The 15,036-nt window shown below is 62.1% G+C and carries 25 protein-coding genes; 24 read left to right on the top strand and 1 reads right to left on the bottom strand.

Going from position 1 to position 15,036, the window contains the following annotated elements; translation table 11 throughout:
• The first annotated feature begins 11 nt into the window (after positions 1 to 11).
• Both ACIBG8_RS19485 and thyX read left to right on the top strand, forming a co-directional pair.
• Complete coding sequence (locus ACIBG8_RS19485; protein ID WP_397344235.1) at positions 12 to 1,820, top strand: DNA polymerase; 1,809 nt, start codon at positions 12 to 14, stop codon at positions 1,818 to 1,820.
• A gap of 7 nt (positions 1,821 to 1,827) precedes the next feature.
• Positions 1,828 to 2,553 (top strand): FAD-dependent thymidylate synthase, encoded by a 726-nt coding sequence (thyX, locus tag ACIBG8_RS19480; RefSeq protein ID WP_397344234.1) that lies wholly within the window; start codon positions 1,828 to 1,830, stop codon positions 2,551 to 2,553.
• 805 nt (positions 2,554 to 3,358) lie between these two features.
• On the opposite strand, the gene ACIBG8_RS19475 is transcribed toward thyX, so the two are convergent.
• Positions 3,359 to 3,724 (bottom strand): STAS domain-containing protein, encoded by a 366-nt coding sequence (locus tag ACIBG8_RS19475; protein ID WP_397344233.1) that lies wholly within the window; start codon positions 3,722 to 3,724, stop codon positions 3,359 to 3,361.
• A 229-nt stretch (positions 3,725 to 3,953) separates the two neighbouring features.
• On the opposite strand from ACIBG8_RS19475, the gene ACIBG8_RS19470 reads away from it, so the two are divergent.
• The 22 genes from ACIBG8_RS19470 to ACIBG8_RS19365 all read left to right on the top strand — a co-directional run bounded on the left by ACIBG8_RS19470 (position 3,954) and on the right by ACIBG8_RS19365 (position 15,018).
• Complete coding sequence (locus ACIBG8_RS19470; RefSeq protein WP_397344232.1) at positions 3,954 to 4,196, top strand: hypothetical protein; 243 nt, start codon at positions 3,954 to 3,956, stop codon at positions 4,194 to 4,196.
• Complete coding sequence (locus ACIBG8_RS19465) at positions 4,171 to 4,692, top strand: DUF6879 family protein (protein WP_397344231.1); 522 nt, start codon at positions 4,171 to 4,173, stop codon at positions 4,690 to 4,692. The genes ACIBG8_RS19470 and ACIBG8_RS19465 overlap by 26 nt, the downstream gene beginning before the upstream one ends.
• A gap of 18 nt (positions 4,693 to 4,710) precedes the next feature.
• Positions 4,711 to 5,559, top strand: coding sequence for a helix-turn-helix domain-containing protein (locus tag ACIBG8_RS19460; RefSeq protein WP_397344230.1), 849 nt, complete (start codon positions 4,711 to 4,713; stop codon positions 5,557 to 5,559).
• 217 nt (positions 5,560 to 5,776) lie between these two features.
• Positions 5,777 to 6,019, top strand: coding sequence for a hypothetical protein (locus ACIBG8_RS19455; RefSeq protein ID WP_397344229.1), 243 nt, complete (start codon positions 5,777 to 5,779; stop codon positions 6,017 to 6,019).
• A 3-nt stretch (positions 6,020 to 6,022) separates the two neighbouring features.
• Positions 6,023 to 6,217 carry a hypothetical protein gene (locus ACIBG8_RS19450; RefSeq protein WP_397344228.1) on the top strand — a complete coding sequence of 65 codons (195 nt, stop codon included), beginning with the start codon at positions 6,023 to 6,025 and terminating at the stop codon, positions 6,215 to 6,217.
• A gap of 133 nt (positions 6,218 to 6,350) precedes the next feature.
• Positions 6,351 to 6,818 (top strand): histone-like nucleoid-structuring protein Lsr2, encoded by a 468-nt coding sequence (locus ACIBG8_RS19445; protein WP_397344227.1) that lies wholly within the window; start codon positions 6,351 to 6,353, stop codon positions 6,816 to 6,818.
• A gap of 112 nt (positions 6,819 to 6,930) precedes the next feature.
• Positions 6,931 to 7,299, top strand: a complete 369-nt coding sequence (locus tag ACIBG8_RS19440) for a hypothetical protein (RefSeq protein WP_397344226.1) — start codon at positions 6,931 to 6,933, stop codon at positions 7,297 to 7,299.
• A 1,437-nt stretch (positions 7,300 to 8,736) separates the two neighbouring features.
• Positions 8,737 to 9,030: a hypothetical protein gene (locus ACIBG8_RS19435; protein ID WP_397344225.1), complete on the top strand. Its 294-nt coding sequence runs from the start codon at positions 8,737 to 8,739 to the stop codon at positions 9,028 to 9,030.
• 108 nt (positions 9,031 to 9,138) lie between these two features.
• On the top strand, positions 9,139 to 9,378 hold the full coding sequence (locus ACIBG8_RS19430; RefSeq protein WP_397344224.1) for a hypothetical protein: 240 nt from the start codon (positions 9,139 to 9,141) through the stop codon (positions 9,376 to 9,378).
• Between the two features lie 89 nt (positions 9,379 to 9,467).
• Positions 9,468 to 9,686 carry a hypothetical protein gene (locus tag ACIBG8_RS19425; RefSeq protein ID WP_397344223.1) on the top strand — a complete coding sequence of 73 codons (219 nt, stop codon included), beginning with the start codon at positions 9,468 to 9,470 and terminating at the stop codon, positions 9,684 to 9,686.
• Positions 9,687 to 9,724: 38 nt separating this feature from the next.
• A complete protein-coding gene (locus tag ACIBG8_RS19420) occupies positions 9,725 to 9,940 on the top strand; it encodes a hypothetical protein (protein WP_397344222.1) in 216 nt (71 codons plus the stop codon).
• Positions 9,941 to 9,945: 5 nt separating this feature from the next.
• Complete coding sequence (locus tag ACIBG8_RS19415) at positions 9,946 to 10,161, top strand: hypothetical protein (RefSeq protein WP_397344221.1); 216 nt, start codon at positions 9,946 to 9,948, stop codon at positions 10,159 to 10,161.
• 96 nt (positions 10,162 to 10,257) lie between these two features.
• Positions 10,258 to 11,022: a hypothetical protein gene (locus ACIBG8_RS19410; protein ID WP_397344220.1), complete on the top strand. Its 765-nt coding sequence runs from the start codon at positions 10,258 to 10,260 to the stop codon at positions 11,020 to 11,022.
• 91 nt (positions 11,023 to 11,113) lie between these two features.
• A complete protein-coding gene (locus tag ACIBG8_RS19405) occupies positions 11,114 to 11,338 on the top strand; it encodes a hypothetical protein (RefSeq protein ID WP_397344219.1) in 225 nt (74 codons plus the stop codon).
• 2 nt (positions 11,339 to 11,340) lie between these two features.
• Positions 11,341 to 11,547 (top strand): hypothetical protein, encoded by a 207-nt coding sequence (locus ACIBG8_RS19400; RefSeq protein ID WP_397344218.1) that lies wholly within the window; start codon positions 11,341 to 11,343, stop codon positions 11,545 to 11,547.
• 10 nt (positions 11,548 to 11,557) lie between these two features.
• Positions 11,558 to 11,719 (top strand): hypothetical protein, encoded by a 162-nt coding sequence (locus ACIBG8_RS19395; RefSeq protein ID WP_397344217.1) that lies wholly within the window; start codon positions 11,558 to 11,560, stop codon positions 11,717 to 11,719.
• Positions 11,707 to 12,210 carry a hypothetical protein gene (locus ACIBG8_RS19390; RefSeq protein ID WP_397344216.1) on the top strand — a complete coding sequence of 168 codons (504 nt, stop codon included), beginning with the start codon at positions 11,707 to 11,709 and terminating at the stop codon, positions 12,208 to 12,210. The genes ACIBG8_RS19395 and ACIBG8_RS19390 overlap by 13 nt, the downstream gene beginning before the upstream one ends.
• Positions 12,192 to 12,407: a hypothetical protein gene (locus ACIBG8_RS19385; protein ID WP_397344215.1), complete on the top strand. Its 216-nt coding sequence runs from the start codon at positions 12,192 to 12,194 to the stop codon at positions 12,405 to 12,407. Before ACIBG8_RS19390 ends, ACIBG8_RS19385 begins: the two co-directional genes overlap by 19 nt.
• 84 nt (positions 12,408 to 12,491) lie before the next feature.
• Positions 12,492 to 13,010, top strand: coding sequence for an antirestriction protein ArdA (locus ACIBG8_RS19380; protein ID WP_397344214.1), 519 nt, complete (start codon positions 12,492 to 12,494; stop codon positions 13,008 to 13,010).
• Positions 13,011 to 13,048: 38 nt separating this feature from the next.
• Positions 13,049 to 13,273 (top strand): hypothetical protein, encoded by a 225-nt coding sequence (locus ACIBG8_RS19375; protein WP_397344213.1) that lies wholly within the window; start codon positions 13,049 to 13,051, stop codon positions 13,271 to 13,273.
• A complete protein-coding gene (locus tag ACIBG8_RS19370; RefSeq protein WP_397344212.1) occupies positions 13,270 to 13,512 on the top strand; it encodes a hypothetical protein in 243 nt (80 codons plus the stop codon). The genes ACIBG8_RS19375 and ACIBG8_RS19370 overlap by 4 nt, the downstream gene beginning before the upstream one ends.
• A gap of 102 nt (positions 13,513 to 13,614) precedes the next feature.
• Positions 13,615 to 15,018: a DUF3987 domain-containing protein gene (locus tag ACIBG8_RS19365; protein ID WP_397344211.1), complete on the top strand. Its 1,404-nt coding sequence runs from the start codon at positions 13,615 to 13,617 to the stop codon at positions 15,016 to 15,018.
• Positions 15,019 to 15,036: the final 18 nt, after the last annotated feature.

Below are 15,036 nucleotides of genomic sequence, written 5' to 3'. Positions count from 1 at the left end.
AGGAGGTCGCCATGAGAACCCACCACATGAAGCTCGCAGGCTGGCCCGTCACCGGCCACGTCGTAGAAACCCAGGAGGACCTGGCGGCCTTCGCCGCTTGGACCAAACAGCACACCCACTTCGGCTTCGACACCGAGAACACCGGACTGGACGTCTACGCCACCGACTTCAGGTGCCGCACCGCCCAGTTCTCAGCCGGAGACACAGCCTGGCTCCTACCAGTCGAGCAACACCCACGCTTCGCCTGGTACACCGCCCGGACGCTGGAACGCGCCCAGCGCCTGTACATCCACAACGCGCCCTACGACCTCCAGGTGGCTGACCGCCACCTGGGGGTTCCCCTCGAAACCCTCTTCCCCAAGACCACCGACACCGGCATCCTGTCCCGGCTGGTCGACTCCAGAAGCCGGAAGGAAGGCGGCACCGGCCACAAGCTCGAAGAACTGGTCGAGCACTACGTAGACCCCGTGGCCGCCAGGGAGATCAAAGGCAGCGTCGCCCAGATCTGCAAAGAACTCAAGATCAAGCGAGACGACTACTTCCGAGACGTCCCTCTCGACGACGACATCTTCCAGATGTACGCCCTGATGGACCCCATCCTCGCCTGGGTCCTCAACAAGACCCTCTGCCCGAAGGTCCCCGCCAGCGCAACCCACCTCATCCCCTACGAGCACAAGGTCGCCGAGATCTGCACGAAGATCTCCCGCCGTGGCTTCCAACTCGACGAGACCTACACCCGCGAACTAGCAACCCGCCTCCGCCAGGAGGAGACCTATTGGCTCATGGAAATCGAGACCGAGATCGACAAACTCGGCTTCCTCGACTCCGAGGAGTTCAACCCCGGCAGCACAGACCAGGTCGCTGAAGCCCTCCTGTACATGGGCCACACAGAGTTCAAGCAGACCAAGACCGGCAAACTCCAGGTGGACGACGACCTCCTTGAACACCTGGCCACCAGCGGCCTGTACTTCGCCCGAACGATCAAGGAGTACAAGAAGGCCGGGAAATGGGCAGGCACCTGGCCCGAATCCTTCCTGACCAACATGGACGCCGAAGGCCGCTGCCACGCCAACATCAACACCCTCCAAGCCCGCACTGGCCGCATGTCGATCACCGGCATCCCCGCCCAGACCCTCCCCTCCGGAGACTGGATGGTGCGCCGATGCTTCCTCGCCGACGAAGGCCACGTCATCGCGAGCATCGACTACCAAGCCCAAGAGCTACGCATGGCCGCAGCCCTGTCCGGCGACGAGCGCATGTTCAACGCGTTCATCAACGGCGAAGACCTCCACCAGATCACCGCAGACGCCGCAGGCGTAGACCGCAAGATCGGCAAGATGGCCAACTTCCTGGTCTGCTACGGAGGGGGCTGGAAAGCCCTCGTCGAACAGGCCAAGGTGTCGGAGTCGATCGCCAAGCGCACCATCGCCGGCTTCAACAAGGCGTACCCCGGCGTCGCCGCGCTGGCCAAGCAGCTCACCAAGGAAGCCGGTCGGCAGGGCTACATCACCACGCTCACCGGCCGCCGCCTATACGTAGATGCCGAGCGCGCATACAGCGCGATCAACTACCGGATTCAGTCCACGGCCCGCGACGTCACCGCGCGTGGCCTCATCAAGTGCGACAAGGCCGGGCTCACCGAATACCTCCGCCTCCCCATCCATGACGAAGTCGTCGCCAGCCTCCCCAAGGCCAACGCCCCCGAGCTGGCACACGAAATCGGCCAATGCCTACGGACCCAGATCCGAGGCGTGGACTTCATCACCGACCCCGAGATCGCAGGCCGCTCCTGGGGGAGCGCCTACGGAGCCGACTACTAGGAGAACCTTGACCCCCGAAGTCCACCTCATCGCCAAGACCACGTTCGACCGCAACACCTTCCAGGGCCTCACCGGCTTCCTGTCCGACATCGGAGCCAAAGACGCCGACGCCCTCGCCGAGGCGGCTGGCCGCAACTGCTACCAGTCGTGGGACAGGCCCAACCCCAAGACCAGCACCAACCAGGGCTACATCACCCAGGCCATCCACGAACACCAGCACTGGAGCATCGCCGAGCATGCCAGCGCAACCTTCCTCATCCGCGGACTGAGTCGGGCCGGGCTTGCCCAGCTCACCCGCCACCGAATGCTCAGTTTCAGTGTCATCAGCCAGCGCTACGTGGACCACACCGGCACCAAGCCCGTCATCCCGCAGGCGATCGAACAAGCAGGGCTCGACTACCTCGTCCAGGAGGCATACGACGACCTTCTCGCGCTGTACGACTACATCGTCATACAGCTGAACCGCCAGGGCTTCACCCGTAAGCAGGCCCGCGAAGCAGCCAGAGCCGTCCCGCCCGAAGCGGCACCCGTCAGGCTCGTCGTCACCGGCAACATGCGCGCCTGGCACGAAGTACTGACCAAGCGCCACCACACCTCCGCCGACCAGGAGGCACAGAACCTCGCCACAGAGCTGCTCGTGCACCTGTGCAAGATCGCACCCAACGCCTTCGCCGACGTTCCTGATGCCGCCTACGGCAATGACCAGAACCGCCGCGCTAAGGAAAACTCGTGACTACTGACTGCATCTAGAAATTGACATTCCGCCTATTGCATCGCTTCTTTTCATCGCTTACCGTCATGTAAACAAGAGTCGACAACCGCGGGTTGGGTATCCGCAATGACTTCGAATTCTTCTGATGGCGCCCCGCCCACTTCAATAAGCATGTAATTTCGCATGCTTTCTTTGCGCATTCCCCGTAGAAATCATCTAGCTCATGACGTCGAGCCGACGTCGTGAAGTCTATAGAGATCCACCTATGGAAGGGAAGGCTAGTGGTTAGAAGAGTCCTGACGATCCTGAGTGCGGCCATTCTGTTCATCACGCCAATGGCATCCTCGGCTCTCGCAGCGAATGACCCTCAGCCCGCACTGTCCTGTATGAGTCATGACTGGTTCCCTCTCGATGGAACCATCGGGGAAGGTCTCGCAGACAGCGGGATTCCTATCCGCACGGGACCGCATGACATCTGTGCACGTCTCCACACGACTAACCAGCCATCTACCTTCACGTACCACTGCTACGTGGAAAACGAGTCCGGCAACACGTGGACGCACGTCTACCATGTCGAATCGCAGACCCTCGGCTGGGTCTATGACGGCTACCTGTACGGTGGGGGAAGTTTCGTCCCCTGCGATGCGCAGCCAGGGCAGCCCAACAAGGTTAAGCCCCCGCTGACCTCCTCAGAGGAAAAGTAGCCAAGTAAGTCACGGGAGTGCGATCGTGAGAAAAACGCTCGTTCTGCCTCTGAAAAAGAGGTGGAGCGAGCGTTTTGAGATCTCTCGAAGGGACGTTATTGATCTGACAAACGAGAGTAGGTCTATCCTTCGAGCTCATTGATTACTTCGTGCAGAGTGTTGCGAAATTCGATTCGGGCCTCAAGTCCGCGGCCTTCCATAGCATCATATACCGCTGAACTGGGAGCAGTTATAACTAGGCGCATCCCAGTGCGTATTGCGCGCTTCGCGGCCGCGATGATTGCCCCAACCCCCTGATCATCGCAGCTTGAAACATTCTCAAGATCGAGGATCGCATAGGATGCATCGTGCCCCTCGGCCGCTAGTAATTCATCGCGTAGACGCGAAGCCGCACCATTGCCTAGCGGCCCAGTCAGGTGGAACACAACGCCACGTGCAAGAGTTGTCACGGAGATACTTAGCTCAGACGCCCTGTCATCCTCCGACATCTTCGCGTCTCCTTGCGACTCGCGACGGAAACTCAGCTGAGGCTTTGATTGTATGTCACATGCCCTGGGCCGTGTAGGCGCACCGGCCAGCCTTTTGCGCATCTGGGCTAGTTAGCTCGTTCGTACGGGATTCTGGCCACCAACATGCGCCTTGACTCGCCCGCGACGGAGGGTCAAGCTCGCAGAGGCGTGTACCAGTTCGTACAGACCCAGACCCCAGGAGCCTCCCATGGCACTACGGTTCTACGGCAAGGACACTCTGAGCCAGAGCGGCAGTTGCGCTTCGGTGCATCTGGACGACAGCGACGGCAGCCTCGTGATCGTCGGCAGCAAAGAAGACGACCCCGAAGTGCTCGACACGATCCGGCAGGTCGCCCACATCGAGGACTACGAGCGCGCTATCCGGGTGCCGAAGACGGTGAAGAAGGCTCTATGGGAGGCGTGTGGTGGCCTTGATCCAGACTTTGATTGAGCTGTTCAGCCAGGCACAGCACTCGGTGACTCACCTGGAGATGCGCGACACCTACGGCAGCAGCGAACCCGACTTCCAGGCGTGGCTCGCGGGAACGACCGTGGACGAGCTGGAGAAGCTCGGAAACATGGACGGCTGGGTCGAACTCATCTCCTCCAACGTCAGCCGGGGCGTTACCTTCCGCCGCGCTCGGGTTATCTCCGAGCCGCACAGCGACTACATCGCCTTCGAGCATGCCGTGACCGGCTACTCCAACATCGCAGGAGGCGAGCTGGTCCGCTGGCTCCCCCGTCCGAAGGCGCGAGACATCGCGCTTCCTGGATGCGACTTCTGGCAGATCGACGACGGCCAGGTCTGCTGGGTGTTCCAGACCGGTGACGGGGACCCCGCGGGCTTCGAGCTTTCCCAGGAACCGGCTGAAGTCGCGCTGTGCGCGGCGGCATTCGAGGCCGTATGGGAACGCGGCATTGACCACTCGGAGTACAAGCCCGCCTAGCAGACCGCTCGATCGCACGTGGCCACATCACCGTCCTCCAGCGCCCAGCAAGCACGCCAGGCAATCGCACACCGGCTGCGCGAGATCCTGCGTGACTCTGGCCTGACCGCTCGGGCGCTGGCACGGGAAGCTGGTTGGGACGAGACCAAATGCTCGCGCCTCACCGGAGGCCGCACGCCGCCTTCCGACGCCGACATCCGCACTTGGTGCACGATCTGCGGAGTCCCCGAGGAAATCCCCAACCTGATCGCCGCCAGCCGCAACGCCGCCGACGCCTACGTCGAATGGCGCCGGGTCCAGCGCAGCCAGAGAAGGCTTCAGGAGCTGGGCCTGGAGCTGTACGAGAACAACACCCTGTACCGCTTCTACAGCTCCAACTTCATGCTCTGGCCCCTCCAGACGCCCGACTACATGCGGGCCGTCATGACCTACTTCAACGAGTTCCACGAGGCCGGAAACACCGACATCGAGGAAGGCGTGAAGATGCGAGTGGCCCGTCGCCAGTACCTGGCTGACGGTCGACGAACCTGCGTCATGGTCATGGAGGAATCGGTGCTGAGGAACCGGATCTTCTCCAACGACATCATGCGCGAGCAGCTCCGCTACATCCTGACCGTCATGCGCCAGCCGAACATCTCGCTCGGGATCATTCCTTGGATGGCCAGCCGGTCACAGCACGCTTCAGAGACCTTCCATATGTACGGCGACGTGAACGTCTCCATCGAGCTGACCACGGCAATCGTCACCATCACCCAGCCGCGCGAGATCGCGCTGTACGTGAAGGCGTTCAACGAGCTGGTCTCGTCTGCCGTGCACGGCAAGGCCGCTCGAACCCTCATCACGAACGCCATCGAAGCCCTGTACTGAGATTGGCGTACAAGTTCGTACAGGTTCGTTGAGCCCCAGGTGAGAGCCGCCCTACGTTCGATTCATGACCTCGGCAACCGCAAGAGTCACAACGGTCCAGTACGTCCACTTAACGCTGCGGAACGGGCAACCCCTGGTGCCCGAGTTCCTTCGGGTTGAGCGGTGGATCTACCGGAACGGACAGTTCGTTGAAGCCATCGCCGTGGAGTGATGAGGCATGACCTGGGACGCTCCCCAACCGTTTGAAATCCAGGGCTGGATCGTGATTGACGGTGCGGGCGGGGGCTTCATCGCCCTCAGGCTGGTCGCACAGGCCGACAAGGTGAACGTGGTGTGCGGCAAGGAGGCGCCCGACGTACGCAAGCGGATTGCGCAGGCAGACGGGGTTACCCCAATCGAGCAGGCAACCAGGCAGCGGCGCAATCGCCGGCCTGGTGCCACCACACGTAGAGCGGGCTGACACATGACGCTTGAAGAGCTTCAGGCGAAGTACCCGGCCTGGGAGTTCCTGCCCAGGCTCGCCATCGGCGTTGCCGCCGTCCGCAAGGACTTCCACCTCACCCAGGCGCAATACGACAAGGGCAGAGTTCTGGGCCTGGTGGGAAGCACCTTGGACAGCCTTGTCCCCGGCCTGGAGCGTCAGAGCAGGCTCACCTGAGGACACGCGACCAGGTGAGGGCCTTCGGAACCCTTCCCCCGAGGACCATTGGTCGCGGATGGCGCGGTCCCCGTCGTCCCTATGGGTAGGTCGGCGGGGGCCTGCGCACATGAAGTGCTCCGAAGAGCCTTTGATGGCCCTTCTTGGTAACCTTCTGCCCGAAGGCCCCAGGGAAGGGCCTTCTTTCTTCTTCCTCACCCCCATCGCTGGAGGAACAGTGGCCAGGCGGACCTTCATCGTGTGCAATTGGGACGATGCAGCCCCGCCGACCCATGGGGAACCCGTTCACCACAACGAGTGGACGGGCCTCGACGGCAAGAAACGCGAGAACGACCTCTGCGAGAAGGACCAGAAGGCGTTCCTGAAGGCTTGGGAGACGATCAACCAGGGTGCTGACCTGCTCAGTGCCCCGACGACCCCCAAGATCGAGCCTGCCAGGCGCCAGCGAGACCGTTCGGGGAGCGGAAAGGCCGCACAGATGCGCGCTTGGGCCGTGAGAGAGGGCATCGAGGTGCCCGAAACGGGCCGGATCAGCTTCACCGTGGAGCAGCAGTGGAAGAAGGCCGGCTCGCCCAACGTCCTGGAGGACGGGGATAACTGAGCCCTCAGATGCTTCGCGTCAATTAGATGAGAATTAAAAGATCTACCTGTCCGTTACCCCTGAATCGGGCGCAAGGGACATTAGGTAACATACTTTCCTGTAAAACAGCTGTGTGAAGGATCTGCTGAAGCTGACCGTGGGGCCCGCTAGGGGCCTCCAGAGCTCAATGCGTGACCCCGTTGAGACGCCCTGCGCACTCGCATACTCTGGGTACGCCCTGCGGGAACAGTTCGAGGACGGCTACGTCTATGTAACTGAGGTCAAGATCGGGGCGGAGATGAAACTGGCCCCGCACCCCGAGCTGATGCTGCGCTGGCTTACGGCCTGCACGATCCTCTATGCGATCACTGACTTCGATGACGAGGTGATCACCATTGCCTACTGGGTGCCGAGCGAACTGCACCACCTGGTAGATGATGTCGCAAACGACGTCTACGCCGTGCTGAGTGGCGAGCGAGAGGCGCCCAGGCCCAGCATGTAGCAACTTCTGCCTTTCTGTGCCCCATCTGGGTGCGGCTCCCAACACCTGACCCGCAGCCGGCGAGCTGCGGGTTTTTGGCTTTCCAGGAGCAGTTTCGGGGTCCAGCCGCGAGGCCCATAGGTCCATCCGCCGGTACCCGGCGGGAGGCCCTGACGTGCCTCCTGAGCTGCGATAGGGCATGCTGCTAGCCCATTTCTCGGATGGGACTGCAGGAGGCTGTCAGGTCCCTCCGGACCCGTTCTCAGACCTGTACTTGATCGGGCGAGGCAGGACCACCGGGCTCACGCGAGCGTGAACGTAGGTACCCCCCCACTCCATGTGAGCAGTGCGAACGGGGGCAGACCACGATTCGATGCCATGTGCAGAAAGAAGGAAGTCGCAGGTCAAGCCCTTCTTACTTCTTTCTCGCATGACCACATACCCTCATCTCACTTGTGAACACAGTTCACGCACACGCTCCGCTCTCACCCTTGCGTCCTGTGCTCGCACGCTCGCAGTCGCGCCACGGCTTGAGTGCCTTGCCTGCCACGCCTTGTGTGCGTGGCCGTGGCGCTGCGCTGTGCCCATGGCTGGCCTTGTGTGCGTGGCGCTGTGAGTCGGGCACAGTGACCCACCAAGCCCGCTCTAGGCGCATGGGGTATGCGCCTTCTGAATGACATTTCCCCTGCTAGCGTCCGACTTCCAATCTCGGTGTTGACGTAGCTACCAATCTCGGGCAGAGTTTGCCCCGTCGCCAGCAACGCTGGCGACACCGGGCAGCGCTAGCCCCGGTCATGCAAGTGACCAGGGCGAATGTGAACCGGATGCCGCAAGAGGTGGGCAGTTGCCAGCAACTGCCAATCTCGGTTACAGTGGCCTGGGCCGCAAGCCGAGCACGACGAACCCGCCAGAGTGTGGGGGAGTGTGAAGCAAGCGGCCAACTCTAGGCCCTGAAAACCGAGAGTTGTAGAAACGGGAATCAGTCACTAGAGTTGCGGCAAGCGAAACGCCGAAAGGCGGGACGCACAAAGACCCTTCACGGTCACTGACGCGACACAGCATCAGGACCCTGTTTCTCCGGGGCAGTCCGGAGAAACCGCCGCCCATTACCGGCTAACGGACCCTACGGGGACCGCACTTGAGAACTTCATAGAGGGCGCGGCGGGGTGATTAATGCCTCCGCGACGCGAGAGACGAGAGTCGCTTCATGGCCCTAGGCGGACGACCCGACCTAGGCAGAGTCCGGCAAGTCGTCCAAAGCGTGCGCAATGTCGTTAGCACTAGAGACGCTAGAAAGTGCAACCCACCCCATGCGAGGGGTGGCCTCTCCGTACCTGATACGGCGGAGAGTACGAAAACGTGGTGCGGGAGTGGTTTCCCGCATCCGAACCATCGCTTCGGCGGTGGGGGTGGAATCGTGAATGGCGCGGTTCCTCTCTCACAACTGGAATGGTGCACATGATCCGCAAGCTTTCCATCGCGGTTGCGTTCATTGCGCTCTACGGAGCGTGGATGACCGGGGGCGCGTTTGCGGAGTCGGCCAAGCCGACGTTGAAGGCGTATGCGGTGCTGTGGCAGGGAGATACGAACGCGTCGTGGAACGACGGGGACGTGGCCTGCGGGTATGACCGCAAGACAGCCGCCAAGTACATGAAGGCCGTCCTTGGGGACGGCAGGGTAGGCAAGCGCCTCCCGTCGTATGACCGGGGTTGTAAGTCCGCCTACGCGGCGTACCTGAAGTACAGCGAGTAAGCCAGTCAGCGTCTAGCCCGACAAAGGGGCTCTCGCCCGGTGCGAATCCGGGAGACGCGCCAAGCGGTTCATGCAGGATGAGCCGCAAGACCCGAGAGGGTGAGCATCATGCTCTCATTCGACCCGTGCGCCTACCCCGTCGACAATGGCAATCTCGTCATGATGAACGGGATTGGTGAAGTCAAGGGCCTGACCATTCACGGACTGGTTGAGAACGAGTTCCACGGATACGCCCTGTTTGCGGGGCCGGAGGGTGAGGTAACTTATGTGGGAACTCGTGAAAATGCCTATGCGGCATTCGATCTGATCACTCTTGCGTGGGTAGACCGCGAGAGTGCACGGGCTTGATGGCCTACTGATCCGAATTCGTCGCTTCGGCGGCGGTCTTGGGGTCACACATAGGTGTGGCCCTTGGATCGTAACGAAGGAGGCCAGTAATGGCGGTGCGGCAGAAGTATCAGAAGGTGACCCGCGATCTGACCTGCGGGTGCAGGGTCGATATCCGTGATGAGCGAGTCACCGGATACGGCTTGCAGTGCGTCTATGCGTCAAAGCTCTTCGACCAGCTCATTCGGGCTCGGGGTGTGAGGAATGGGGAGATGGAAGAGCTTGCGAAGCAGCTCCTCCAGGAGCATGGCATGGGGTTCGTGATCTAGGGTCTTTTTTTGACCCGAAAACATAGATTGGTAGAAACATGGCATGGGTAACTGTCACGATCACGCTCGATGAGAGCACCTATGACGAGCTTGATCGCATCATCATGCAAGAGGCCGAGATCAAGATGTTCGAGTCCGTGGACTACGCCGAGCGCCGGATGCCCGAGAAGGGCGAGCAGGCTGCCAACACGGCGGGACGACTCGCTCGGGCTGCCAACCAGATCAGGGGCGCTGTGTCCCTGGCCAGGGTGTGAGGCCCATGTTCGTCTACGAGGTCGAGCCGTTCGTCTCCGTCAAGGTCCGTTACGACGGCCACCCTGCCGGGATGGCCTACGTGGGGGATGACGGTCATTGGTACGCCCTGGTCGTACGAGCCAGGGGATATGTGCACCTGGACGAGAAGCCACGCACCCACAAGCAGGCCATAACTGCGATCGAGGGCGACGTGTTCGCCTCTCTCGTCGGTGCCCGATAACGCCTGCCGATTGCGGCTCGCGCCCCGCCTTGCCGGGGCTCCTGCCCTGAGTTGCGCAGTCGCACTCACCCTTCCCCCTGCATGAGGAGGTTCACCATGCCCAAGATCTCCCACTCGGGTTTCACCGTGGTCCCGAACTGGTTTGAGCACAACGAAGCATTCACGCTCCTGATGGACGCCGAGATCATCAGCTTCGACCGGCTGATGACGGCCCTGGAGGCGGACACGCTCCTGGAACTTCACGGCCCGTGGCAGGGGTCGGACTACTCCGGAAGTGACGTCACCGAGTCGAACCAGCGGTCGCTGGCTCGGGACTACCTCCAGCTCTTGGAGGACTACACCCACTACTCGTGGCACAGCCCCTACGGGCTGTGCATCGATGCCCGAACGTTCGGCAACGGCGAGAACCGTGAAGCCGCGGTGGATTTGGCCAAGACCCTCGCCGGCCTGAAGTACGAGTACCCGCTGTACGACGAGGAAGACAACAGCGCCCTCATCCAGGAGAGGGCAGTGGCCGGATGGGACTCCTGGATTCGATCCGACATCGAGGCTGAGATCCAGAAGAAGCTCGGGCTGGATGTTGATCTGTCCGAGCACCGGGACGACTTCTGGGACGCCCTCCGCGAGGCCGACATCTGGGTTGAGGCCGAAGGCCATCGGGACGTGACCATGCCCGGCATCTTCGACATGCCGTTCCTGGAAGTCATGGCCCGCAAGGCGGTATCGGCCGGTCACGTGGATGTCGAGTTCTCCGAGCTGGATGTGGAATTCGGCAGGGAGATCTTGGGCGTGTGGATGGCCGCCGACTACCCGGACGAGCCCCGCACGTGGGTCCACCCCGACCAGCTTCCTCTGTTCTAGGCGCACCAGCCCTGGCGCCATCTCGGATGGCGATGGTTCACGACCAGGCCAGAGGCACGCATCCATCCCCAACAGACCAGGAGGTCATGGGATGCACGGCAAGGAATACGAGATCTTCTATCCCGGCCAGATGGCCAAGCTGTGGGACACCGAGCACAGCAAGGACTTCCTTCTGAAGGAGATCCGAGAGCTGGACGGCGACGGCCTGTGGGTGTGCACCTGGGGGCCGGGCGGAGTCGAGGTTGAGGTGACCATCAAGGGCCTCACCTACGGCACGCTCGCCGACTACATCCGCAACAACCGGCCCGAGGACTGACCGTGATCGAAGAGCGCGGTCCCCGTGAGCCCGTCTTCCTGGGTGCTGACCGCGTCGGCTGGGTCCGCTGGTTCATCGACAGCCAAGGCAACGAGATGTGGTGGGCCTACGCCTGGGACGGCCACAAGGTTCTGTGCGCCGACCAGGAGACCCGCGATGACGCGGAGACCGAGGTCGTCGCCTACGCCGAGGAGCACTTCTACAGCTAGGGAGGCCCGTATGGGCGACCTTGTAATCCTCTCGCCAGCAGGCGGGGTCTACACGCTCACCAAGCACGGATGGGCTGACACGCCCGACCGGTGGCGTGAAGCAGTTCATTACGGCAGCACCAAGCTGGCCTTCGATGAGGACGGCAACCGAACCAGCAGGTGGGGAGCCTGATGACTGATCTTCGCGTCACCTACTACGACGGGGAACGACCCGTCGTACGAGACGGCTTCGAGCGCCTGATCAAGGTCGAGCGGGAGATCTCCCACCTCGACCTCCCCGGCAGACAAGTCTTCGCCGCCGAGCTGACGTACGGCGGATTGCGGGGTTTCGGTGTGCTTCACAAGCCGAACGGCTCAACGCCCACGTTGGTCATCCACGCTGAGCGGAGCCACGCCGAACGACACTTCCAGATCACCGGCTGTTCGGTGCTCAACCAGATTGACCTATCGGCGGTGACGCATCGGCTGGTCAATCCGTACGTCGATGTACGAGTGGTTGTGATCGGTCGGGAAGACGGTGACTTCGAGGGCTACGTGACCTTCACTGACCATCACCAGCGCCACAGCTTCGAGGCCGTGGAATCAGCCGTGCACGCCCAAGAGGTCTTCGACCAGAAGGGGCGATACGGGCTCATGGTGACGCGATGGAGGTACGAGGAGTGACGGCCCTCAGTGAAGGGGCCAGATCCGAGATCTTCGACCAGATCAAGGACATGGTCTTCGAGGAGTCTCCCCTTGTCGGCGACGGGGGCCTTCAGATGAAGTGCGCCACCTGCGCCGCCGTTCTCTACGAGATCGAAGACGGCGACTGGCTGGAGTGTCTGGTCAGCAATGCCTTGGACCACGTCTGCCCCGAGTAAGGCAGCCCAGATCTGGTGATCGCAGGCCGGGTTCGATTCCCGGCCTGGGCACGTACCCCAACCTGATACGGAAAGGCCAGCACCATGCTGACGACGCTCAACAGGTCGACCATCTCCATCCACTTCTGGAACCTCGCCGAGTACGTCGGCGGCAACCTCGTAGGGGACTGGACCGACCTTGATGCCTGCGTGAATTACGACGACTTCTGCGCCAAGGTGCGCAAGGCGACCGGCGACGCCGAAGAGCTGATCCTGGGCGATGTCGAGTCGGAGTTCGGGATCACGTTCTGGGAGTACGTGGGCCTCGACACGGTTTGGAAGGTTCACGAGCTGCTCGTCGAGGTCCACGAGAGCGAGCGCCAGGCGTTCGGAGACTTCCTCGCCTACGTCGGGGGAGTGGACCACATCGAGGAGGCTGCCAAGCACTTCCGTGACGTCTACTGCGGAGAGTTCAACTCGATCGAGGACTACGCCTGGCATTTCCTCGAAGAGCAGGACGAGAGCTTCGAGGTCCCGTCCGGGTTCTGCCTGGAGGTGGACGCCGTCGCTTGGGAGAGCGACCACTGGATCTCCTCCAACGGACACGTCTTCAGCTCCTACTGACCACTTAGCCAAGCACCCAAAACAGAGATTGGAAGCGTGTGGATACGTACATCTTCGACTGGTCAGCGCCCTACGACGGCTGCACCCCTTTGGCCGTGGTTGCCGCATCCTACGAGGCCGCCATGCGCAAGGTCGGTGACTACTGCGTAAGCGCCTTCGAGGAGATCAAAAGCCCTGGCAAGGCCGACGATCTCGTCTACCACGTCGGCAGCTTCAAGAGCGACATCTCGAACTTGAGCCAGGACTTCGAGGTGATCGCGTGATCGAGCAGCGCATCAAGATGCGCGTCACAGAGACCGTGACCTACGAGTTCTGCCTTGATCCCGAGGACCTGGACGAGCTCATGCCCGAGGTGCTGGGTGACAGCAACGCGCTCCTCGACTACCTCATCGACAACGAAGACCTCTGGATCGACGAGTGCAACGACAGCAACTTCGACTGCTGTCACGAGCGGGACATCGCCGAAGTCAAGGTCATGCCCCTGTTGCCCGTCGAGCGCTAGTGGCTGGGCTTGAGACCCCCCGCCCAGCGTGGGGATCTCTTGCCGAACCTCTATCAGCTCATCTCAAAAGAGATCACCTGAAACCCCTAAGGAGACATCGGCATGCTCACCAACGAGATGCCCCAAGCGGACGCGGCGATGTTCACCGGCCCACTCGGCGACATCGTCAACGAGCTGGACAACTACACCGAGGGCTCGAAGGTCGGAGTCCTCGTCACCTTGCTGTCCGGCTTCAGCGCCTCAATCGGCAGCATCCCCACCGTAGGGACCGGCAAGGGGGCCATGCCCCTGTCCTTCTGGCCCATCCTGGTCGGCCCGACCGGCGCGGGCCGTAAGGGCACCGCGACCGGCATGGCAATGAAGGTCATTGAGTCTGGTCTGGGCGGCTTCGCTGACGCCTGCGTCGTGTACGGCTGCCCCGCGACCGGCCTGGGGTTCGCGGCCGAGCTGACCGAGAGGTCGATCCGTGGTGTCACCGCTCCGGTGATGTTCATCGAAGAAGAGATGGACACCTTCATCGCCAACGCCCGCCGAGACACAAAGATCGGCACCTACCTGCGTAAGGCATGGGACGGCGCGGGCATCAGCCACAAGACCAGCCAGACGGATCTGGTCATCAAGAAGCCGCACGTGGCCGTGGTTGGACACATCCAACCGCGCAACTGGGGTGCGATCTCCGGCAGTAAGGATGCCACGGGTGGCACGTACAACCGCTTCTTCCCGGTCTGGGTCATCCAGTCGAAGAAGCTGCCTGTCTTCGGTGAGAAGAACGCCGATCAGGCGATCGAGCGCCTTGGCGCGAAGCTCCGACGCATCGTGAACTTCGCGCAGGAGGTCACCGAGATCAAGGTTCCTGACAAGGTGGCCAGGGTCTTCGAGTCCAAGCACCGCGAGATCTGCGATGCCCTCACGACCGGCAACGAGCAGCTAGGCCAATACACCGAGCGAGCGATGGCCTACATGATCCGCCTGGCGGGGCTGTATGCCCTGGCCGAGACGCGGACCGAGGTCACGGTCGCCGACTTCGACGCGGCTCTGGCTCTGATCACCTACATGGTTGAGACGGTCACCTACACCCTGCCCGAGGCCGAAGCGTCCGGGAACGACATCCCGGCCCGCGTCCTGGCCTTCATCCAGGAGGCCGGAGAGGAGGGCGCGACCTCGTCGGAGGTCCAGCGCAGGTTCCAGAGGGTGCGTGCGGCCGAGCTGCGTGCCATCACCGAGGCCAGCCCGTTCGTGGTCGAGACCAAGATGCGCTCCGAGGGAGGACGTCCGGCCACGCTCTACACCTGGGTTGAGCCAGCGGAGTCAGATGAGCCTCGGGTGGAGACCGAGGGTTTGCCGGCCGCCGACGGAGTCCCAGCTCAGCCCCAGCAGCCCAAGCGGCGCAGCCGTACTCGTAAGCCCAAGCAGGAGCCAGAGGCGCTGCCCGCCGAGTTCGTCGAAGCCGCTGATCACGCGGTGGTCGAGCTTGAAGTCCGGGACGGACTGCTCGCGACCGCGTAGAGGACACCCCCAGAAAGA

This window comes from Nonomuraea sp. NPDC050556, from assembly GCF_044457355.1.
Classification (GTDB): domain Bacteria; phylum Actinomycetota; class Actinomycetes; order Streptosporangiales; family Streptosporangiaceae; genus Nonomuraea.
Note: the sequence above shows the minus strand (reverse complement) of the source record. Positions and strands in the feature narration are given on the sequence as shown.